The following is a 21,921-nucleotide window of genomic DNA, read 5'->3' on the forward strand; positions in this document are numbered from 1 at the left end:
CCAGTGATTGCGCTTGAAACTTTCTTACGATAAAAAATACGTACCCTGCTTCTTTTTCCGATTAATTTACGCCACTAATAGTAAAAAAGGTGAAGCTGTTACAGCTTCACCTAACGGGTTTAGTAATTAAAAAAATCCTGATCTTTGCGGAAGTTAGTCCCTACCGATAATCCGACAGTACTACCGGCGGCAGTTCAGCGGCCTCTGACATCCACTCTTTTACGCTGTCACGCGCCAGCAACCGGTCTATCCACAGTTTAGTAAGCGGCCAGGGCTGCAAATTTGGGGCGTGGGAGAAAATTCTTATCACGGTTGGCACAAAGGCTAAATCTGCCAGGGACAAAGCGCCCATCAAGTAAGGGCCACCATTTTGCTCAAGCTCTCCTTCCCAGGCGGCAAATAAGCGCTCCGCATCCATCTCTTCTTCAGGGGTCATTAAACGTTTATCTGGATAAAATGCACTTTCAAAGGACAGACGTGGACACAACCCGGACAACCCAGAATGTTGCCAGCTAAGCATGGCCCGTGCTCGCGCCCGCATCAATGGATCTTGAGGTAACAGTTCACCAGAGCCTATGTCATTGGCATATTCCATAATGGCCAAGGAGTCAAAAATAATCATATCTCCCTCTTCCAGTACGGGTACTGATCTCGCAGGGGATAACTCTCCTATACGCTGTAAGTTCTCGAATCGCTGTGGCCGACGAATATCTACAACCACTTCCTCAAACTGAACTTCCTGTTCACGCAGTGCCAGCCAAGCCCTAAAAGCCCAAGTGGATGCATTTTTAGTACCCGAGTACAGAACACGAGACATAATTAATCCATTGTTATAGTTGAATTATATTGATCAATTTATAGCTTCAATTATACCGTTCAACAGCTAAACAATTAGAATATAGCATCAAATTTATTGCGCATTAACTGTACTGCCATTCATGGTCATCAATGAATCAGCACAAACAGCTATTTTTTTGAATCCCTTCACAAACTTGGAGGAGATTAAATGGCGACTCAAGTTAAAGCTAACTCTCTCTATTCAATTGAATCGCCAAAGAAGTACAACTTAAGTTTCTCAAATAGCTTAAAAATTCAATCTAGGCAGCTCGGGTTTTTAGTAATGGCATCATTAGCGTACCAGGTGTTGGTGCCACTACAAGTAGGGTCAACCGTATCATTCAAATCAAAGGGATCATTACCTGAAGAGATATTCCCAGTTATGATATTATTAGTTGAATTGGTGGATTCCAGTACGATACCACCATCAGCAGTATCTCCATCTCCATTATCTGTTGTTATATTTTGGGAGATTACATTACTGGATGAGCCTTCGATTAAAATTCCTGCCCCACCATTATTGGTGGATATATTATTAAATACACTTGAAAAGCTATCATCTATCTGAATCCCATCAGAGAAACTGCCGGTGACGATGCAAGAAGAGAAAGTATTGAAATCATCATCCATATCAACACCCACCCGACCACTGTTGGTAATTATGCATCCATTAATAATGTTAAAGATACTGTCAATATCAATACCATCGTCAACACTATTAATAAGTTCAGTTCCTATGACCGTGTGATAACCCACACCCTCTATAAAGATATTGTCAAAACATCCATCAATGGTACCGCCAATCAGCACCGCGCCTTGCCCCTGGATACGTATTCCAGCACCACCAAATCCCGCGCCTGTAGCACAGGTCACAGAGAAGCCTTCCATACTCAAGCTACCTTCAGGGCCAACTATAGTCAGGGCATCTGGATCAGCAGCAGTAAGGTCACAGGATAAATCCTGTGTAAGCACTTCGGCGGTTGTAATAACATCACCACAGGATACCTGAGCTGATGCTACAAAAGAGTATGACGCTGTAAATAGCCCCATTACGCTTAATATTAATAACTTAATAACTGACTGTTTAATATCCATGTAGAACCTCTGTCAATTTTAAATATGAATTGGATTTCCTGGCCTGGGATACAGACTGCCTCCTTAGTTTGGACCTGACTATTAATTCCGCCATAAGAAAAAGTACCTAAAGTACTAAGCTGCAATCAGCGGGGAAACAGCAAATCGAAGGGGGGGGGTAAAAATTAGGGGCACAAAAAAACCCGGCCGGTGCCGGGTTTTTTTAACAAAAGATAAGGATATTACTTCAAGCCAAGTACTTCTTTACCCTGGATAAAGGTAACGTCAACCGGAATACTGGCCTCAGCCAAGCGATCCAAATCAGCCTGCAGTTCAGGGCCAATTACGCCTTTGGTCTCCAGCAATGATTTGGCTTTCTCGTAATCGCCATCACCCTGAATAGTAATGATTAAACGAGACAAGTTGGTCATCGCCTGTTGCATCTTTTCAAAATCAACACTGTATTGACCAGTCTTGGGATCGCGAGTGAAGGCACCCTGCTCCTTAAAGTAGTTAAAGCGCATCATGTTGGCTTTACCGTGGGCACTGGCCGCACCAAAACGTACGCTGCGGAAGATACCCGCCAAGAAGGTGACATAGTTATCCATCAACTGGCCTTCTTCCAACTCACCTTTTTCATGCAAGCGGGTAACCATGTACAGACCGAGGATATCAGCCTTACCTTCTTCCAGGGCGGAAGAGGTTTCCTTCAAAGCCTGGCGAACATTATTTCCGCCTTCTACGGTCTTTTTAATTCCCAAACCGTGGGCCACTTCGTGGAACATGGTGTTGGCAAAGAATGCCGGGAAGGTAATGTTCTTGCGCTGATCTTCTGCGATCAATACATCGCTGATCGGCACCAGGATCTTGTCAAACTTGGCCTGCATTGCATTCTTCAGCTGCAAACGGCGAGTGCCTTTGGCCAGCTGTACTTCCTCATCATTGGGAAGGTTAATGGCGATAGTCTTGGAGCCAGCGTTACTGTGGCCAGCGTAGAAGAGTACATCGTAGGCATTCAAGTCTGAATCTGTTCCCGGCTCTTCAGATTTGTATTTTTCCTCAACCGGCAAACCCTTCTGTAGCTCGGGCAGCAGAGCGGCAAACTTGGCCAGTTTTTTACTCCACTCTTTGTCTTTCAGCAGGACGTAGGACTCATAAGCGGTACGATAGGCAAACAACTGGTCTTCATAGTTTTCAATAGGACCAATAACCACATCGATATCATTCTCCTTCATATCCATCCAGGCCATATCACTGGGGCGGAAATTATCGGAGAGAAGTGCATCGGCACGCATGGTGAGGTAGTTAGCAAATTCCTTGCTCTCAGCCAATTCAGCTGCCTGGCGCAGAATACTAGCCGCCTTATTCAGGTCCGCATTGTAGGCTTCGTTGTAAGGCACCAGTTCGAGACTGCCAGACTCATTGCGGCGTACCAGGGAGTACAAGCCGTCTTTTCCTGCCTGGTCCCATTTCTCGAACTCTTCGCGGGTCATATCCGCTGGGTAGAAGTTAGCACCCAGGGGCTTATCTCCATAACCAACAATAAACGGCTTATTGTCGTTAAGGCGATCCCAGGGGCCATAGTTGATATCGGCAAACTTACGAGCGCGGTTGTCTTCAATATCCGGCAGCAATTCCTCAGCTGGGCCGTAGGATTGCAACCAGAACAGGCGATCCATAATCTGGCTGGCATCAATCAGCAGGCCAATCATTTTGCGCTGGTTGTCGGAGAGACCGCTTAGATTTGCAGTGAGCTCAACCGGTACATAGATATCAAAACGCTTATCCGCATCTTCTACCTTTTGGCCTGAGGGCACAGGTACCGTCTTGGACTCTACAATCTGAGCCTCAGCTTCCGCTTTGGCAACTTCTTCGGGCTGCTGCTCTTTTTTGGAACAAGCGCCAACAAGGGCCAGTGCCAACACTGCTGCCGCTATCTTGGTAGCCTGAAAAGGAATGGTCATATCGCTCTGCCTATCATTTTTTTGTATCGGCGCCACATTAGTCTGGCTGTAGGGATTTATCAACCGTCATGGCGTAGGCACCTCGGCCGCCTGGGTCTCAGTTCCACGCTCCTGTTGCTGCATACGCCAGAGGGCCGCGTAGTGTCCGTCAGCCTGCATCAATTCCCGGTGGGCTCCCTGCTCGACTATTCCGCCCTGATCCATTACCAGAATGCAGTCAGCATCCACAATTGTGGAGAGGCGGTGAGCGATCACTAACGATGTCTGCTCGCGGGCAATATCCTGCAGGGATGCCACTATGCCCTGCTCTGAGTGGCTGTCGAGAGATGAGGTCGCTTCGTCAAAGATCATAATTGGAGGCTTTTTCAGCAGGGCCCGAGCGATAGCAACCCGCTGCTTTTCCCCTCCGGACAATTTGAGACCCCGCTCCCCCACCAGGGTATCGGCCCCCTCTGGCAGCTGCTGAACAAAGCCTTCCAACTGGGCGTGGCGGATCGCCTCATCCACCTCAGTAACTGAGGCATCTACACGTCCGTAACGCACGTTGTCCCGGATCGACTGGTTGAACAACACTGCATCCTGAGGCACAACACCAATAGCCCTGCGCAGCGACTCCTGGGAAACACTGCGAATATCCTGGCCATCAATGGAAATGGAACCGCTGTTAGCGTCATAAAAACGAAACAGGAGCTTAAAGAGGGTGGACTTACCTGCACCGCTAGCGCCAACAATTGCCACTTTTTGCCGTGGTTCCACAACAAAGCTGATACCTTTGAGGATCTGGCGATTATCTTTGTAGCCAAACTGGACGTTATCAAACTCAATTCGGCCCTCCATCACAGTGAGGGGGGCCGCCTGGGGAAGATCTTCCACAGCAGGTTTTACCGCCAGTAAAGAGAACATCTTCTCAATATTTGCCAGTGCCCCTTTCATCTCCCGGTACACAAAGCCGAGGAAATTTAGCGGTATAAAGATCTGCATCATAAAGGCATTCACCAATACGAAGTCACCTATGGTCATAGTGCCTTTGGTGACTCCTACCGCGGCAAGAACCATTGCTGCACACATAGCGCTGGCAATAATCAGCGCCTGGCCACTATTTAGGCCAAACAAGGACAGCCTGTTCTTACGCCGGGCCTTCTCCCAACTGGCCAGCTCCCGGTCATAGTGACCGGATTCATGTCGCTCATTGGCAAAGTATTTAACGGTCTCATAGTTGAGCAGACTATCAACTGCACGGCTACTGGCCTGTGACTCCGCCTCATTCAACTCCCTGACAAAGCGCGTACGCCATTCAGTGGCTACCACAGAAAAGCCGATATAAATAATCACTGCGGCCAGCACTAATAGCGCAAATAACCCGCTGTAATTCCACCAGAGCAACCCCGCCACCATAGCTATCTCTACCAGCGTGGGTACGATATTGAAGACCATAAACCGCATCAGGAACCCGATGCCGCTATTGCCCCGCTCGATATCCCGAGAGAGCCCGCCGGTACGGCGGTTCAGGTGAAAATCCAGGTCCAGTTTGTGCAAATGCTGGAACACTTCCAACCCGATCCGGCGCTGGGCCCGCTCAGTGACACGGCCAAAAATCGTGTCTCGCAGTTCGCCAAACAGAGTGCTGGAAAGGCGCACAGCCCCATAGGCCAACAGCAGCCCCAAAGGTAATGCCACTGCCTGGGCCATACCCCCAGCACTATCCAGGTCATCGACAATATGTTTGAGCAAAAATGGCAGGGTAACGCCCGCAACCTTGGCGCCAATCAGGCAGAGGATCGCCAAGACTACGGCGCGACGGAACTCCAATAGGTAGGGGAAGAGGGTTTTGAGTGCACCCCAGTGCACCTCATCCAAAGAGACAGTGGATTTGGGTCTCGGCATAATCTATCCAGGAGGAGAAAACAGGCGCCCATTATAATTCGTCAATAGAACTTATATAGACGCTTGTCTCTAAAGCGCCGCCTCAAAGTAATACCTTGAAGCACCTATCCTCACACCCCTCTGGCAGGCCGTGACACTAATGATTTCGTCAAGGCTACAGCTTAAGCCACCAAATCACAAAACATCATTGCAGACCTGCCTAAGACACAAAGCAATAAATCGTTGCTAGTCTTTCATATGCTCCAGCATATAAGTTAAAACTTCGTCACGGTCATCTACCAACTTTTCTATCAGGTCAAGATGATCCCGATTATTCGCTAACTTGAAATAACAGGGATTATCCATTTTTAGCATTTTCTCCTGATACTCTTTCGTCTGCCGAAAAAACTCTGGTGTATCAAATTCAGGCACAATTAAATGTAGCGGGCATTCAGTTGTGTCAATACCAGGCTCTAACAGCTGGGGGCTCACCTTTTCGGCGGATTCCATCGACATATTAATGATGTCATTGACAAAACTATTGACCAGTGGGCGAATGTCAAATAGTCCCGCCAGGGAAAATGCACCTTTAAACTTACTTTGAGCAGATGCCGGTACACCAAATTGACTCCAATCCGTTTGATGCAACAGTGCTACCAGTTGGCCACCTGCCGAATGCCCCACAAGATACACAGATGGAGCCCCTCTTTCTTCAGCCTCTTTCAGTATGGTAGCCATTGCCCACTGCATCTGTAAGACAATAGACTCCATTGGAGTATCATTTTCCCAATCCGGGGCCATACGGTAACCCGGCATATAAACCGCAAATCCTTCTTTATTAAAAGGCTCGGCCAGAAAAGAAAATTGCTCTTTTGAAAACCACTGCCACCAGCCACCGTGAATATAAATTACGACCGGTGCATCCTCAGCAACTTCGTCTGACCTGAAAACATCCATCGAGCCAGCTAAATCACCTTCCCCAAAATTGACAGTTTGCAAACCGCCCTTAATCCCGTTGCGATATGCCGAGCTACGACTGCCAGTAAACTCAGCATGAGACGGCAGCAGCAGATCGGTTGGAAGGCGGCGGGTCCACAAAGTAGGGTTATATTGCTCGTCCGTTTTCTCACGGGTAAAACTATTCCAAAATTCACTCACGGCTAGCACCCTTACTTTTCGCTAGGATTTATAGCTTCGAACTGGTCATCACGCAGTAGCATAGTACCGTCCTCTTGTAGGACCCAGAGTTCACGAGTGATGACACCTTCTGCGTTGTTCATTTTCCAATTACTTGAGAGTACGGTTGAGACTTCATCCACTACTTCAATTTTTGCGCCAATATAGGTCACATCTGCAAAACCCTGATCTACCAGATTTTGCCAGAAAGCTTGTATATTCTTTCGACCGTCGAACAGGCCAAAGGGTTTGGCAGTCATCTGAGCCCGCTCTTCATACATGGATGCACACCCAGCTGCATTGCCACTATTGAAGTAAGACTTCCACTGTTCACTGGCAGCTTTTGTTTTCTCAATCAGAATGTCGCTCATATCAAAATCCTCTTCTGTAATAGGTAACGACCTTGTGCCTATAGATTGCCCCATGGCCATGGTTGTGATAAACATCCATTAATTGATATTAGTGTTTAGGAAAATTAAACAATGAAGCCAAGCCTGGAGGATATGCAGGTATTCCTAGCTGTTGTAGAGGCGCGCAGCTTCACACTGGCAGCTGACCGCCTGGAGCGCACCAAATCGGCAGTAAGCCAAGCAGTTACCAGGTTGGAGTCTGATATCGGCACCCGCTTGCTTTACCGCAGTACCCGCTCCCTATCTCTCACCGAGGCCGGCTCAGAGTTTTACGCCCATTGCCGGGAGATCAAAGATATTTATAACTCAGCAATAGCGGGTCTTAGGAATAGCGGTGACAAATTGGCGGGCTCCCTATCGGTAACAGCGCCTCACGCACTGTGCGAGCCAGTAATTATTCCTGCAATCATTAAGCTGGCCGAGCAGCACCCGCAACTGAGAATCAGGCTGTTAGCCAATGACTCACCCATGGATTTGATTGAATCGCAGGTAGACCTGGCCATTCGCGTAGGCAGTCTTGCACTTCAATCGGCTAAAGTTTCAAAGTTAGGATTGTTAGGAGAAAGCCTCTACGCCAGCCCGCAGCTTATTGAAAAGCTATGTGGCATTCCCTCAGACCTTACTGAACTACAAAATTGGCCGCATATCGCTAATGATTGGCAGGGCATGCCATTAAAGTATGAATTGAAAAATGGGATTCAGGTAAAGGCCACGCCTAAGGTTCGCTGTAACTCCCTACACGATATAGTACAGTTAACCGAAGCCGGAATTGGGATTGCCAGGTTGCCCGATATTATCGCTCGAAAAAAAGTGGATACCGGCACACTTTGCCCTATAACATCTGTTGCCGCTGCGCCCATCCATTATATGCATCTGTTTTCCAAAAGGCCGCCAACAAAAGTACAGACTTTTATTAAGGCTATTAAATCCCAATTGCAAACCTGTAGTAAAAATTAATGGTAGAGAAAGGTTTAGTCTATTTATAACTATCAAGATAACCTCATAGCAGCCCAAATAGACCTGCATTTGAAACTTTAGAAATTCACTCTATCGGGAGCTACCTGCAGCCTGTTAACTCAATGGGTACAAAGGGGGGGGTACCCATTTAACAAAGAAATGCAAAGATGAATTGGTGGTATAGGCTGAATAGATATTTTACCAGGCAACTCCATATTTAAATGACCAGAGCTGCAAGCTCCAGTCATTTAAACAACTGAGTTCTAACCCAGCCTTCAATTCCAATCAATTGCAGCGGAAATACTTAAACGTAGAATCCTGGGTATAACGCACTAGTACCTTTCCGCCAGATGTCAGAGAGTACACCTCCTCTGACTTCCAAGCTTCTCCTTCACCTTGCATATTGAAAACCAGATGAAGATTGCCATCACTTTGGCTAGCAGACATCAACTGGCCTGAAGACTCCGTAAATTGAATACGACTACCTGCCAGAGTCATCGAGTCGGCCGATGAAGAAGCGTTACAGGATTCCTCGGTTCCAGCCCATTGTCCCTGATACTTAGGAGGTACAGTGGACATTGCACAAGCCTGGATTAATCCGATTCCCAGCAACACACAGAAAAAAGAGAGAGATCTCATTCAAGCAATCCAATAACGTATATAATAAGAAAAATTAAGGATATAAGAACCTTACAGTATATCTAGTACTTACGTCTCAAATAAATCCCACCATTAGCTAAAACCGTGAAATAGTCACCAAACGACAAAGGATTTTAGGGCTTGGTATTGCTTCACTTTACACAAACAAACACTTCCCGATTTTATTAATAATTCACTCAAGGTTACTTACAGGATTCCGGGTTAGATAACAGGTTTTGATTAATACTCAATTAATATCCTAGGTGCGCCCCCCAAAAACCATCACTAGAAACTATCCTCTTCAATAGCTACTGGCGATAAAGGTCAAGGTGAAGAAATGGATGAGATTCAACAGCTAAAAGATCGACTAGCGATTAGTGATCTACTCGCCCGTTATACATTAACTATCGACAGTAATGATGCCCGAGGCTGGGCTTCATTATTTACACCCAATGGCCGATTTGAGCACGGCAATATTATGATTCGAGGAAGAGAAAAACTGGAGCGCTACGCAGCGGTTCACAGCAAGTTGGGAAGCCGGCATATTACAAGCTCCCCCCTACATTTTATTTCTGAAGATGGGCAATCCGCCTCAGGGAAAGCAACGACCGTAGAAATCATAGCAACACGATCCGGCTATCGCATTTCTGCTGTTGGAGAGTATCGGGACAAACTCGTTAAAATCGATAATAACTGGTTAATCGAATGTCGACGAGGAGAAGAAGTTAAACTTCCTGAAGCCCCTGATTTCCCAATCCTCAGCGCCGACCCTGATGCCGGAAAAATAATGAAAATATTAATCGATGCTTGGGATGACTTAGGTGAGCCAATACCTGAACCTCCCCCAAAATAAAACTAAATCCTATTTAGTAAGCTGAGCTAATTAAGTGCACGCAGCGGCACATCATCGCGGCGCCCTATTGATGCCCCTAATATTTTTACTAAAAATTCGGTTAATACCCCTGCAGTAAAGCCCCAGATTTCATAGTTTTCATACATATACGCCGGAAGGTATATTTCCTGGTTATCAATAATAATACGATCAGTGCGAATACGCGGGTCTGCAAGAAAGAAAGACAGGGGGACTCGAAATACCGCATCCAATTCTCCTGGGTTTGGGAACAATTGGATATCCGGTGAAATTATCCCTACCCAAGGAGTCACATGTACTTGCCAGCGGGTAGTGCGAGGCCAAAGGGGGCCGAGTACGCGCACGTCATCCATAGGTAGGCTGACTTCTTCTTCCGCCTCACGCAAGGCGGTAAATTGAAGCGATGGGTCTGTGGCATCCCAGCGCCCCCCAGGGAGAGAAACTTCACCGGAATGTGTGGAGAGATTTGCAGAGCGCTTAGTTAGAATTACTTGAGGGTCCGGCTCTTCTGTCAGGGCAATCAGTACTGCGGCATGGCCTTGCAGGTCAGGTCCTGCCGGAACCCTTGCTTCCAAGTCCTCAATTTGCCCTACGATTTTCTGTTCAATAATCTCTAGCATAAATCTGTGCCCTGCCCCGATCGCTGCGGGGGCTCCATAACATTCATCATACCGTTTTTCAGCGGTAACACTGAGCGATATGCCACAATATCCATTTGTGACTTACCACCCTACCACACAATCAACAGCTTGGCTCAGGTGGATTCAGACCCACCATTCGCGGTCTTATCCTCATCAATTTTGGGGGTATAGCCCCCTTTCAGCTTTTCCCGCACCGTTTGCACCAAGGCGTAATACACAGGCACTAGCAAAGTTGCGAAGAGACTCGCAGCCAACATGCCGCCAAAGACCACCAGCCCCAGGGAAACCCGGCTTACTGCGCCGGCACCGGTGGCGACCAGTAGTGGAATTACCCCTAAAATAAAGGACATGGCCGTCATTAAAACCGCGCGGAATCGCAGGCGCGTGGCCGACAGAGCCGCATCCACAATAGACCGACCCTTATCGCGCTCCACGCAGGCAAACTCTACTATCAGAATCGCACTCTTTGCTGCCATCCCAATCAGTAATACCAAGCCGATCTGCGTATAGAGATTGTTGATAGACCCCGCGATAAATACCGTAAACATTGCGCCACCGATCGCAATGGGGACGCACAACATCACCGCAAAGGGGATAGTCCAGCTCTCATATTGGGCGACCAAAAACAAGTAGACAAATATAACGGCCAAAGAGAACAGGATTGGGGCCAGATTACCCGCAGTCACCTCCTGTAAGCTGATGCCCGTCCACTCATATCCATAACCTTCTGGCAACTTTGATGCCAAGTCTTCCATAGCATCCATCGCCTGGCCACTGGAATACCCCGGTGCCGGTGATCCATTGATAGTGACGCTGTTATATAAGTTGTAACGGGTTATTGTTTGTGGCGCGACCACCGGGGTAATAGTTGAGATAGAAGTCAGCGGTACCAAACCGCCACTATTGGCACGAACATAAAAGCCAGCCAGATTTTCCTCTTTATCGCGAAATTGAGCATCGGCCTGAGCGATTACACGAAAGACCTTTCCATATAGGTTAAAGTCATTGATGTAATAGCCACCCAAAAAGGTTTGCAACGTTAAATACACATCCGGCAGGGGGACCCCAAGCACATGCGATTTTTCTTTATCTACTTTTAATTCAAGCTGCGGTGTAGCGGCCTGAAAACTGGTAAAGGCCTGGGAGATTTCACTGCGCTGATTGGCATTGCCCAGCAGGTCAAACAAGACCTGTGACAATTCAGTAATACTGCGCCCCTGTAGATCTTCGAGTACAAATTCAAATCCACCAACAGTGCCAATACCTGGAAGTGGTGGAATGACAAACGGCAGCACTTGCGCATCGGGAATTGCAGATAATTTTTTCTGTACCCGATCCATAATGGCAAACTGGCTATCTTCCCTATTCGTGCGGTCATCCCAGGGTTTTAGCACAGCAAACATCATTGCCGTGTTGGAAGAAACACTGCTGGTAAGCAGGTTGTAACCGGGCACACCAACCACATGAGCCATACCTGGCTCTTCCATTAGAACATCGGTCACTTGATTGACAATGGGTCCGGTTCGCTCCAGGGAAGATCCATCAGGCAACTGCACGTGCAACATAAACGTGCCCTGATCTTCATCGGGAATAAAACCGGTGGGGATTCGGGTAAAGAGCAAATAACAGAATAATAAAATCAGAATAATTGAGGCGATACCGATAAGCGGTATTTTGATACAAGCCCTCACCATTCCCACATAAAAACCTGTAGAAATATGCAGAGCTTTATTAAAGAAACCAAAAATACCGGTCTCCTTAATACCGGCAACTTCCCCGTCTTTACTCGGCTTTAACAAGCTGGCACAGAGAGCCGGACTTAGTGTCAGTGCATTCAGGGAGGAAATGGCCACCGCCATTGAAATGGTGACAGCAAACTGCTGATACATTTTTCCCGTAATTCCCGGCATCAACATTACCGGGACAAAAACTGCAAACAAAACAAGGGTCGTAGCAATAACGGGGCCGGTAACTTCACGCATGGATTCCAGCGCGGCTTCCTTTGGCGGGAGGCCATCAGCCATTAACCGCTGGGTGTTTTCCACCACGATAATCGCATCATCTACCACTATGCCGATCGCAAGGATTAAGGCAAACAATGTGATGGTGTTAATCGTCATCCCAAATGCCAGCATTAAGGCAAAGGTGCCTATCAGGGATACGGGAATAGCAATGGCTGGTACCAGCGTAGAGCGCCAATCCTGCAGAAACAAAAAAACCACCAGGATTACCAGTATCAGGGCAATAATCAGTGTTTCCACAACCTCTTTAATTGAGGCCTCTACAAATAATGTGGTGTCGTAGAGAATCTCCGCTTCCAGCCCATCCGGGAAGCGCTTCGACAACTCAGCAACCTTGGCCTTTATGCCATCGGCCACTTCGATCGCATTTGCCTCGGGCAGCTGGTACACCCCTATCACTGCTGAAGCCTGGTTATCCAATTGCCCATAGGAAGAGTAAGATTCACTTCCCAGCTCCACCCTCGCCACATCCCTGACTTTTACCATGGCCCCATCGGGCTTGGCGCGGATGGTGATGTCCTCAAATTCGCTGGGAGATACCAAGCGCCCCTGCACCAAAATATTGTATTGGAACTGCTGATCTTGGCGGATCGGTGGCGCCCCGATCTGACCGGCGGCTACCTCTACGTTCTGTGCCTGCACAGCAGAGATAACATCCTGGGCGGTCACATCTAACGAGGCCATCCGGTTGGGGTCGAGCCAGAGGCGCATGGCGTAATTGCGCGAGCCAAAAATAACAACACTGCTCACCCCCAGCACCCGCGCCAATTCATCTTTTAAATAAATCTCGGCGTAATTTGCCAGAAATAATTCATCAAACTTTTCATCTGGGGAGAACAAATTGACTACTAGTAACAGCGTGGTGCTCTGCTTGGAAACTACCACCCCATCTCTTTTCACATCCTCAGGTAGCTGGGGAGTGGCCTGCTCCACCCGGTTCTGAACATTAACCTGGGCGATGTCATCGTCGTAGCCAGGCTTGAATGTCACCGTGAGACTGTAGGAGCCATCATTGCCACTGGTGGAAGACATATAATCCATGCCCTCCACACCATTAACTTGCGACTCAATCGGCACAGCCACACTATCGCGCACTACTTCGGCGCTGGCACCGGCAAACGTGGCGGCGACATTGATGGTCGGTGGCGTTATTTCAGGGAATTGCGACACCGGTAATTGTGGCAAGGAGAGTATCCCAGCGAGGGTGATCAATATGGAAATAACAAAGGCGAATCGTGGCCGCCGGATACAAAAGGCGCTAATCATGGGCAGCGACAGCTATTTGTAGTCATCGTCATGCCCCTCAGATTCAGGGCTTGCTGGTGCCGCTTCCCCATCAATTACCGGTAGTTCTCTCTCCCCTTGACTGTCTGTAGAGCCAGATTTCGCCGCAGAACTACTACTTTGCTCAGCGGGAGGGGCTGGTGGCGCTTCAACATCGTAGGGGTTTCTAGGGGTGTTTTGCGGCGTCACCGGCTTCCCTGCGACAACCCTCTGTAAACCATTAACGATTACAGATTCACCGGCGACAAGCCCGCGATCTACAGCCCACAACTCCCCTTCCCTCTGCCCCAAGGTCAGGTAGCGCTTCTCCGCAATATTATCTTTGCCCAAAACAAAGACATAACGCCCCTGCATATCCTCCATGACCGCTGACTGGGGTACCAGCGGCCTCAGGGCGTCATTGCCGGTGTAGACGCTTATGGAAACTCGGGCAAACTGGCCCTGTACTAATAGTTGGCCTGGATTGGGAAACAGGGAGCGCACCGCTACCGATCCGGTATTGGGATCGATCTGATTATCGATAAATACGATTTTGCCCTTATGGGGGTAGTAATTGCCGTCGGGTAACTCAATGCGGACATCCAGGCGAGTGGGACTTAAACCCTCTCGCTGCCGCCGCTGGGAATCCACCTGCACCGCATAAAGTTGCTCTTCTGGCACTTCAAAGAGCACATAAATGGGATCCATTTTTACTATGGTGGCCAGGGGATCGGTGCTTGGCCCTACCAGGGAACCCACTGGAAATTCTGTACGCCCGATTCTTCCAGTGAGTGGCGCGTAAACTTTGGTATAAGAAAGATCCAGCTCAGCGCTTTGAACTTTGGCGCGATTGGCATCGACTTGGGATTCCGCTTCCTCAAAATTACCTTCAAGCTCATCCATCTGTACCTGACTGATAGCCCCTGTGGCCACCAAACGTCGGCCACGCTGGAAGTTCCGTTCAGCAACTCTCAGGGAGGCTTGGGATTGTTCCAGAGTGGCGCGCTGATTCGCCAGTTCGGCAATAAAAGGGCGCGGGTCAATTTCAAACAGTAACTGCCCTTTCTGGACGGTTTCCCCCTCGGTAAAATTGCGACTCTGGATATATCCTTGTACACGTGGGCGGACTTGATATTCATCAGTTGCCTCTACCCGTCCGACGAATTCAAAGCGGGGGATAACAGGCTCCTCCCTAACAACCAGTACTTCTACTGGCGGGGGAGGTGGCGCCTTTTCCTCTTCGCCTTTACCACCACAGGCGCAAAGGGCAAGGAGCGCTAGTCCGAGCAGAAAAAAACGCGCCATCGCAGGGTAGATACCGCCTTTATACTTCAACATCACTAACAACTATAGGCGTCAACCGGTCCGGAAGCTGGCGCTCAAATCTCGCATGGGTATACTGACGCCATGAAATTTTGCAGCCAATGCGGCAGTAACGCCGTAACACTTTCCATTCCCAAGGGCGATGACCGCCCCCGCCACATCTGTGGCAGTTGCGGCGCCATTTACTACATCAACCCCCGTGTTATTGTCGGGGTTGTCCCTTACGTTGGCGACAAGGTGATGCTGTGCAAGCGCGCCATACAGCCGCGCCTGGGGCTCTGGACTCTGCCTGCCGGGTTTATGGAGAGTGGCGAAACTAGCGAAGAGGGCGCCTTGCGAGAGTCCTGGGAGGAAGCCCGGGCCAGTATCCGCGTGGACGAGCTCTACTCCGTCTACGATATTCCCCATATCAATCAGGTCTACATGATGTACCGGGGTGAATTGACCGATATGAATTTCGGACCCGGGCCTGAATCGCTCGAAGTTGAGCTATTTCGCGAAGACGAAATTCCCTGGAGGGAGATTGCATTTCCCATCATGCACCGCACTTTGGAGCACTATTTCGAAGATACCCGTATCGGGCAATACCAGTTACACCGCGGTGTCATCAATCGAAAGCTGTAAACCACTTTACTTAGTTAGTTAATGACCCTGCATTAAAAGGATGTTTGCATGAAATACTTTCCAATGCTCGGTGCCTTGTTACTGGTAGGCATTGTCCTGCCTATGATCTTACCGGGCCCAGATGGCAAACCCATTATGTCACCCTCCGACTGGCTGCCACAAAAACCGGATATTTCAGCGATTCGCGAAACCGGTGAGCGAGCTATGCAAAGTGTGCGCGAAACCACCCAGGAATCAGTGTCAAAAATTGAAGAGTTGGCAACTTCCAGCGGGCTTGTATCTCAAGGGGATTCTGACAAGCAAACATCTGAGGTTTTTACCTGGAAAGATAAAGATGGGAACTGGCACTTCTCAGACACCGTGCCGGAGGGGTTGGATTCTCACGTGCGTATTCACCGCGTCAAGCCTCTAAATACAGTCACTGCCAATGACCCTATTGAGTTGAGATCCGACTCGATCGTTGAAGACAGTAGCCCCGCCGAAAATAAACTGCCGACCCATCACACCAGTGTTTCAAAATTACTGGAAGATGCGAAAGCGATCGAGCAAAAAAGCCACGAACGACAAAAGGTACTCGATAGCCTTTAAGAGACCTCTGCTTTATTTAAGCCGGCACTACTGCAGCGATCATCCAATCGCCAGAGGTCAAACGCCGGTTCTTCATAGGGGTGGGCTGCTCGCATTGCATTGAGAGCAGCATCCACCAGCTCATCGGCACAGACCATCTCCACACGGTATTCCATTACAGTCTCGACCTGTCCCGACTGACCAATAAATGGCTGACTCCCATCCAGCGGCCTGAACTGCCCCTCTCCCAGGACTTGCCAACAACAACTATCGTAGTCACCAATACGCCCAGCCCCCACGGAAAATAGCGCTTGCTTTACCGCTTCCAAGTGAGACTCGGGAATATAAACACATAGCTTATACATAAATAATCGTCCTTCTCTCCCCCAAAAACAAAGAGGCCTCTTGGGCCCCTTTGTTTACCGGTAAAGTATTTTTTAAAACATCATAGTCATTAACTTGCGCTGGTACTGAGTGGCAACAGGGTCGCCAGCACCCAAACTTTTTACAATATCCAGGAACGTCTGCTTGGCAGCACCATCGGCAAAGCCCATGTCTTTACGCAAAATATCCAGCAATAATTCCAATGCTTCTTCATGGCGGTTGGCCTGACTGTACTGTACGGCCAATTGATAAGCAGAATCGCTATCCGCAGGGTTTTCTTCCAGCGCCTTTTGCAGAGCCTGAATTTCTGGAGTTTCCGCTGCCTGTTGCTTCAGCTCCAATTGAGCCATCAGCTGCTGGTATTCCGCATCCTGATCTGCCAGCAGAATTTTACTGAGCACAGTCTCCGCTTCCTGGGCACGGTTTTGGTCGAGCAGGATAGCAGCCAGTTGCTTGGCGATATCAGTGCGTTCAGACGATTCCGTATAAGCCTGACGCAACAGAGGCAGAGCTTCCGCCACTTTATCTTCACCGATTAACGCCTGTGCCTGCTGCAACTTTATGTCCCAGGGTTTTGGTAGATACTTATCCAGCATCTCACGAATCTGTGTCTCTGGCTGCACACCGGCAAAGCCATCTACCGGCTGGCCATCTTTTAAAACCATTACCGTGGGCAAACTGCGTACACCCAGCTGACCCGCCAGCATTTGCTCGGTATCTGCATTGACCTTGGCCAATAAAAACTGACCGCTATACTCATTGGCCAGTTTTTCCAACACCGGCATCAACTGCTTGCACGGCTCACACCAATCGGCCCAAAAGTCCACCACTACCGGGCGCTTCATGGACTCTTCAATCAGAATTTGCTGGGCGTTCTCTGCCGTTACATCGACAATAAATTCGTTCACATCCTCTCCTAGACTAAATCTGGGTATTTCTATTCTCAGGGGCCTCTAGCGGTAGAGCAGCTCCGCTCCATAGGCCAGTTCCAGGGACTCCCGCTCAAGCTTGCGAAGCCCCTTAACCACCAAGCCATATGAGCGATCCACCATTCGCTCAATCTCATAATCGGGCACTGTGCCATCCAACAACACCGTATTCCAGTGTTTCTTGTTCATATGGTAACCCGGGATAACACCGGAAAAGATGTCCCTTAAGGCCTGGGCTTCATCGGGATCGCACTTGAGATTACTGGCGTTCACCCCGCGGTAACAGCTTAAGGTAGCAAACATACGCCCCTTAATCTTAAATACCGCTACATCCGGGCCAAAAGGAAAATCCTCGATAGCTTCCGGGCGCGATAGTAAATACTCTCTCAAAGTGCCTTTTTGCATGATTACCAATCCAGGGATGACGGCAGGCGCGGCGAGGACAATAAGCGGGTAAAGCGCTGCCAGCGCTCTTCACTATTTTGACTGCCCTGCTCTACATAATCAGCAACCAGTGTCTTACCCCAATTGTAATTAATTACGTAGGCGCCGTAGGCATCTACAAAATCCTTCCGCTGTGCTGCCTTGGCGGGGCTCATCAAGGTATATTTCTCAAACAACGCAGGTACCTGCGCGCCCTCAATTTCCCCGTCGATATACTGGCGGGCAATCTCATTGCCGGCAAAACCCAACTTATCTACCAGGGCCATTACCTGCTCATACTTTTCCGCCGTTTTCGGATCCAGGCCAGCTAGGGGGTAGAGAACTTCCATTTCAAAACGGGTTTTCTCTTCACCGGGGAAAGTCAGCTCAATCCCGTAGTTTGCACTTCCTTCGGCAATCAGTGACTGTGGACTGAAAAGCGGGTAAACGCTGTACTCTGCCCAACCCCGTTCCTTGACCAGAGTTTGCTCCAACAGCGCGTTATAGGTGTGATGCCCCGGATACCCTTCGTGACAGCCCAGATCAATAGCCCTATCTATCGTAATAGGCAGGCCATTGTTCACCTGTATAAGACTGTGCGAACGCCCCTTATACCAGTTGTAGCCACTCCAGGGTTTGTCGCTGACATACTCCAGAACAAAACTCTCATCCGCTGGGAGTGAAACATACTGCTTGGTGCGCGCGCGGCATTCTTTAATGGCGGCATCAAATACGGCCTGAAGGCGATCGGCAGGAATTTCATAAGCTTTGCGGAAGCTGGCTACCCTCTCACTCAAGGGCTGCTCACCTGGGAGTAATGCTTCCAACTCCTCCAGCATGGGTTCAAAACTTTCCAAATCCTGCTGCGGGGGCTCGGTGTCGTAGAGGGTTCGAGCTTCATTGGTGAAGCTTCTCGGGCTCTCTCCTGCCAGACTACGAGCATGGAACACCAGGGCCCGCAACTGTGTCTTCAGGTAATGCATGCGCAGGTTTTCGATAGACCCATCGCCGTCGATTACCGCTGGCAGCTCTGCCAGTAAAGACTCACCGCGCCGGGCGATATCTGCAGCGCTCGCCTTACTCTTGGTGGCAGTTTCACGCAATTCAGCCGGACCGTAATAGGCATCGACATAGCTGTCGTCATGATTTCCCAGTTCAAGTACTAGAAGGACATAAGCCTGGGCCAGACTATCCATCGCACTAACTCCATTATCGGATTTGGGATTGGTTGTAGTCGATTGATTATCAACCCCGACTTCAGAATCGGCTTTTTTATTAGCTGTAGTTTGGCCATCACAAGCCCCGAGCAGAAGGGAAATAGCCAGCACTGGTAGCGCCTGTGCCAGTGTTCTCAAATACATAATTCTTATTTCTCTCACGTACATTAACAATGGGAGCTGGAAACTAATGGAATCAGGCCCCTCCAGGACCGAGACGCAGTGACATCAGGAACGCTAAAACAACTTAACCCTGGCGGCTGGGCTGCTGTTCTACGTCCTCCCCTTCCCCAAGGCTATCGCTGCCACCTTCATCCAGGGGCTCCCCCTCCCCATGAACTTCAAACTCATCGGCCACCGGAGCTTTGCGCAATACCAGGAACCCCGCCACTCCAGCAATTACTGATGCCAGTAGGATACCCGCTTTAGCTTGGATCAACAGCTCATATTCAGAGCTAAAGGCCAGCTCGGCAATGAAGATCGACATAGTGAAGCCAATCCCGCCAAGGAGTGCAACACCGACAATATGTTGGAAATTGGCGGACTTAGGCAGCTTACCCCAGCCAAGCTTCCAGCCAATCCAGGTGGCGCCAACGATACCTACCAGCTTGCCCACAACCAAGCCGGAAATGACCCCAAGGGTGACAGGGTTTATCACTGCCGAAGAACTGGTAAAACTACTAAAGGGAATACCGGCGTTAGCCAATGCAAAAATAGGGATTATTACGAAGCCCACCGGTGTGTGCAGGCGGGTTTCCATGCGCTGTAGCGGTGATTGCGCCAGGTTGACACCATTTCCCAGCGCCATCACTCGGGCGCGCAACGCATCGTTAGCAATAATCTTATCGCCTGGCCGGAAACAGCGGTCAAAGCTGCGAATAATATCCTTAACAAAGGTACTAAAGGCCACCGGGTCATATTTGGGTTTGGCCGGCAGTGCCATTGCCGTAATCACCCCCGCAATAGTCGCATGTACCCCCGCCAGGTAGAACTCATACCAGAGCAGCACACCGACAAATACATAGGCCGGAGAACTGCGAACCCCCGCCGCTTTTAGCAGCCACATAATCACTACCAGGCAACCCGCCGCAATCAGCGCAGTGATATTCACCTGTTCGGTATACCAGATTGCAATCACTAAAATTGCGCCCAAATCATCCACAATGGCTAGCGCAACCAGGAAAGTAACTACCGCACGAGGCACCCGATTCCCCAAAAGGGCAATACAGCCGACAGCAAATGCTATATCCGTGGCCATGGGAATGCCCCAGCCGCGTTCTGCACCACTATCCGCATTAAAAGAAGCGTAAATAAGTGCCGGCACCACCATTCCGCCAATTGCCGCCATCACCGGAAGTACAGCCTGGCGAAGGTCGGACAGCTCTCCCACCATAAATTCGCGCTTTAATTCCAATCCCACCAGAAAGAAAAAGATCGCCATCAAGCCATCGTTGATCCAGTGATGTAAGGAGAGAGAGAATTCCCAGTTTCCCGCGCTGAGGCTGATGGGCATGTGCAACAGGTGTTTGTAAGCCTCCTGCAAAGGAGAGTTGGCAATAACCAACGCCGCCAGAGCTGATAGCATCAGCAAAATACCACTGCTGCTTTGGCGATGGATAAATTCTTCAAAGGGAGTAACCAGGCGCCCAAAGGCGCCCTCAAGTGGCGCCTCAAAGACCTTTCCCTTGCGAATTTTGAACTTATCCAGAACGCTTTTTGCCATCAGCTAACATCCTCCTTACTAAAGATTAGTCCCACAATTTGCGGAGCCGCACTTCTACCTGCTGGAGCCAGAGGTTAGCATGGGCCCTGTATTCTCAATTATGTAACCAGGATTGCACCGCGAAACATGACCCGATTGGATCAACTGCTTGTACAGAGAGAGCTGGCAAACTCCCGCACCCATGCAAAGAAACTGATTGATGCCGGAAGGGTCATGGTATCCGATGGCGGTACCCTCCAGCCCGCGCGCAAGGCCGGGCAGAGCATTCCGGAAGATTGCGCCCTTGAAGTCACCCCCCTACCAGAAGACCAGTATGTTTCCCGAGCGGGCGTGAAATTGGCCGCCATCCTCGACCAGACAGGACTAAACCCCTCCGGATGGCACGCACTGGATGTTGGCTGCTCTACAGGCGGTTTTAGCGACTGCCTACTTCAACGGGGAGCAGTATCAGTTGTCGGTGTTGATGTTGGGCGAGATCAGTTGGCGCAGAAGTTACTGGATGACCCCCGTATGCACCTATTTGAAGGGGTAAATGCACGCCACCTGGAAGCCTCCCAAATCGCCCCCCACGGAGACGCAGGTTTTGATGCCATCGTTATGGATGTCTCTTTTATTTCCCAAGTACTCATTCTGCCGCAGTTACCGGCCTTGCTTAAACCTTCGGGACAACTCTTAAGTCTGGTTAAACCGCAATTTGAAGTGGGCCCGGAGGGGATTGGCAAGGGTGGTCTGGTGCGTGATGCCAAATACTACCCGGAGGTGCACGAGCGCATCACTGCCTTATGCGAAGACTTGGGACTTGAGGTGAAAGAGTATATTGACAGTCCAATAAAGGGCGGCGATGGCAACCGGGAGTTTTTACTTTGGGCCACTCGGTATCTACGCTAACCTGAATTTCTTCAGGTGAATTAAACCTTACAGAAAAAACCATTGCTGAAGTTTCGATAGCCCTAACGAATAAGGGCTATCTACCGAGTTAATATTTAAATACATATTTAGTTAGCTTGATATGCAT

20 protein-coding genes are annotated in these 21,921 nt (G+C 49.3%); 5 read left to right on the forward strand and 15 right to left on the reverse strand.

Translation table 11 applies throughout. The annotated features are described in order from the left end of the window. Nucleotides 1-160: 160 nt before the first annotated feature. From ACJJIR_RS15660 to ACJJIR_RS15685, 6 genes are all read right to left on the reverse strand, one after another. The gene (locus ACJJIR_RS15660; protein WP_444906056.1) at nt 161-817 is read right to left on the reverse strand and encodes a glutathione S-transferase family protein; all 657 of its coding nucleotides are present in this window, start codon (nt 815-817) and stop codon (nt 161-163) included. Nucleotides 818-1,092: 275 nt separating this feature from the next. Continuing rightward, on the reverse strand, nt 1,093-1,932 hold the full coding sequence (locus tag ACJJIR_RS15665) for a right-handed parallel beta-helix repeat-containing protein (protein WP_444906057.1): 840 nt from the start codon (nt 1,930-1,932) through the stop codon (nt 1,093-1,095). Nucleotides 1,933-2,153: 221 nt separating this feature from the next. Next, nucleotides 2,154-3,875 carry a DUF8614 domain-containing protein gene (locus tag ACJJIR_RS15670; protein WP_444906058.1) on the reverse strand — a complete coding sequence of 574 codons (1,722 nt, stop codon included), beginning with the start codon at nt 3,873-3,875 and terminating at the stop codon, nt 2,154-2,156. Between the two features lie 66 nt (nt 3,876-3,941). After that, nucleotides 3,942-5,759 (reverse strand): ABCB family ABC transporter ATP-binding protein/permease, encoded by a 1,818-nt coding sequence (locus tag ACJJIR_RS15675; RefSeq protein WP_444906059.1) that lies wholly within the window; start codon nt 5,757-5,759, stop codon nt 3,942-3,944. 225 nt (nt 5,760-5,984) lie between these two features. Continuing rightward, nucleotides 5,985-6,896: an alpha/beta hydrolase gene (locus ACJJIR_RS15680; protein WP_444906060.1), complete on the reverse strand. Its 912-nt coding sequence runs from the start codon at nt 6,894-6,896 to the stop codon at nt 5,985-5,987. Between the two features lie 11 nt (nt 6,897-6,907). Beyond that, nucleotides 6,908-7,285: a Cif family virulence factor gene (locus tag ACJJIR_RS15685; RefSeq protein WP_444906061.1), complete on the reverse strand. Its 378-nt coding sequence runs from the start codon at nt 7,283-7,285 to the stop codon at nt 6,908-6,910. 111 nt (nt 7,286-7,396) lie between these two features. Here ACJJIR_RS15685 and ACJJIR_RS15690 point away from each other — a divergent pair, with 111 nt between their 5' ends. Beyond that, nucleotides 7,397-8,281: a LysR family transcriptional regulator gene (locus tag ACJJIR_RS15690; RefSeq protein WP_444906062.1), complete on the forward strand. Its 885-nt coding sequence runs from the start codon at nt 7,397-7,399 to the stop codon at nt 8,279-8,281. 285 nt (nt 8,282-8,566) lie between these two features. On the opposite strand, the gene ACJJIR_RS15695 is transcribed toward ACJJIR_RS15690, so the two are convergent. Continuing rightward, a complete protein-coding gene (locus ACJJIR_RS15695) occupies nt 8,567-8,920 on the reverse strand; it encodes a hypothetical protein (protein ID WP_444898210.1) in 354 nt (117 codons plus the stop codon). Between the two features lie 337 nt (nt 8,921-9,257). On the opposite strand from ACJJIR_RS15695, the gene ACJJIR_RS15700 reads away from it, so the two are divergent. Beyond that, nucleotides 9,258-9,773, forward strand: a complete 516-nt coding sequence (locus ACJJIR_RS15700; RefSeq protein ID WP_444898211.1) for a nuclear transport factor 2 family protein — start codon at nt 9,258-9,260, stop codon at nt 9,771-9,773. Nucleotides 9,774-9,799: 26 nt separating this feature from the next. Here the strand turns inward: ACJJIR_RS15700 and ACJJIR_RS15705 are convergent, their stop codons facing one another. The 3 genes from ACJJIR_RS15705 to ACJJIR_RS15715 form a co-directional block, all read right to left on the reverse strand. Continuing rightward, a complete protein-coding gene (locus ACJJIR_RS15705; protein WP_444906063.1) occupies nt 9,800-10,411 on the reverse strand; it encodes a CoA pyrophosphatase in 612 nt (203 codons plus the stop codon). A 134-nt stretch (nt 10,412-10,545) separates the two neighbouring features. Then, on the reverse strand, nt 10,546-13,719 hold the full coding sequence (locus ACJJIR_RS15710) for an efflux RND transporter permease subunit (protein WP_444906064.1): 3,174 nt from the start codon (nt 13,717-13,719) through the stop codon (nt 10,546-10,548). A gap of 12 nt (nt 13,720-13,731) precedes the next feature. Next, a complete protein-coding gene (locus tag ACJJIR_RS15715; protein WP_413664814.1) occupies nt 13,732-15,054 on the reverse strand; it encodes an efflux RND transporter periplasmic adaptor subunit in 1,323 nt (440 codons plus the stop codon). A 69-nt stretch (nt 15,055-15,123) separates the two neighbouring features. On the opposite strand from ACJJIR_RS15715, the gene ACJJIR_RS15720 reads away from it, so the two are divergent. Together ACJJIR_RS15720 and ACJJIR_RS15725 are read left to right on the forward strand one after the other, a co-directional pair. Beyond that, nucleotides 15,124-15,663 carry an NUDIX hydrolase gene (locus tag ACJJIR_RS15720; RefSeq protein ID WP_413664813.1) on the forward strand — a complete coding sequence of 180 codons (540 nt, stop codon included), beginning with the start codon at nt 15,124-15,126 and terminating at the stop codon, nt 15,661-15,663. Between the two features lie 48 nt (nt 15,664-15,711). After that, nucleotides 15,712-16,251: a DUF4124 domain-containing protein gene (locus ACJJIR_RS15725; RefSeq protein WP_413664812.1), complete on the forward strand. Its 540-nt coding sequence runs from the start codon at nt 15,712-15,714 to the stop codon at nt 16,249-16,251. Here the strand turns inward: ACJJIR_RS15725 and ACJJIR_RS15730 are convergent. From ACJJIR_RS15730 to nhaA, 5 genes are all read right to left on the reverse strand, one after another. Further along, on the reverse strand, nt 16,248-16,595 hold the full coding sequence (locus tag ACJJIR_RS15730) for a YqfO family protein (RefSeq protein WP_413664811.1): 348 nt from the start codon (nt 16,593-16,595) through the stop codon (nt 16,248-16,250). The two genes, ACJJIR_RS15725 and ACJJIR_RS15730, sit on opposite strands and share 4 nt — an antisense overlap. A gap of 72 nt (nt 16,596-16,667) precedes the next feature. Continuing rightward, a complete protein-coding gene (gene trxA, locus ACJJIR_RS15735) occupies nt 16,668-17,522 on the reverse strand; it encodes a thioredoxin (RefSeq protein WP_413664810.1) in 855 nt (284 codons plus the stop codon). Between the two features lie 45 nt (nt 17,523-17,567). Next, nucleotides 17,568-17,948, reverse strand: coding sequence for an MmcQ/YjbR family DNA-binding protein (locus tag ACJJIR_RS15740; RefSeq protein ID WP_413664809.1), 381 nt, complete (start codon nt 17,946-17,948; stop codon nt 17,568-17,570). 2 nt (nt 17,949-17,950) lie between these two features. Further along, nucleotides 17,951-19,327, reverse strand: a complete 1,377-nt coding sequence (locus ACJJIR_RS15745; protein WP_444906065.1) for a hypothetical protein — start codon at nt 19,325-19,327, stop codon at nt 17,951-17,953. A 103-nt stretch (nt 19,328-19,430) separates the two neighbouring features. Next, entirely contained in the window at nt 19,431-20,906 is a 1,476-nt protein-coding gene (gene nhaA, locus ACJJIR_RS15750) for a Na+/H+ antiporter NhaA (protein WP_444906066.1), read from the reverse strand. A 126-nt stretch (nt 20,907-21,032) separates the two neighbouring features. Between nhaA and ACJJIR_RS15755 the strand changes: the two genes are divergently transcribed. Next, complete coding sequence (locus tag ACJJIR_RS15755; protein WP_444906067.1) at nt 21,033-21,794, forward strand: TlyA family RNA methyltransferase; 762 nt, start codon at nt 21,033-21,035, stop codon at nt 21,792-21,794. Nucleotides 21,795-21,921 lie beyond the last annotated feature (127 nt).

The organism is Microbulbifer maximicatervae (SeqCode), from assembly GCF_052467385.1.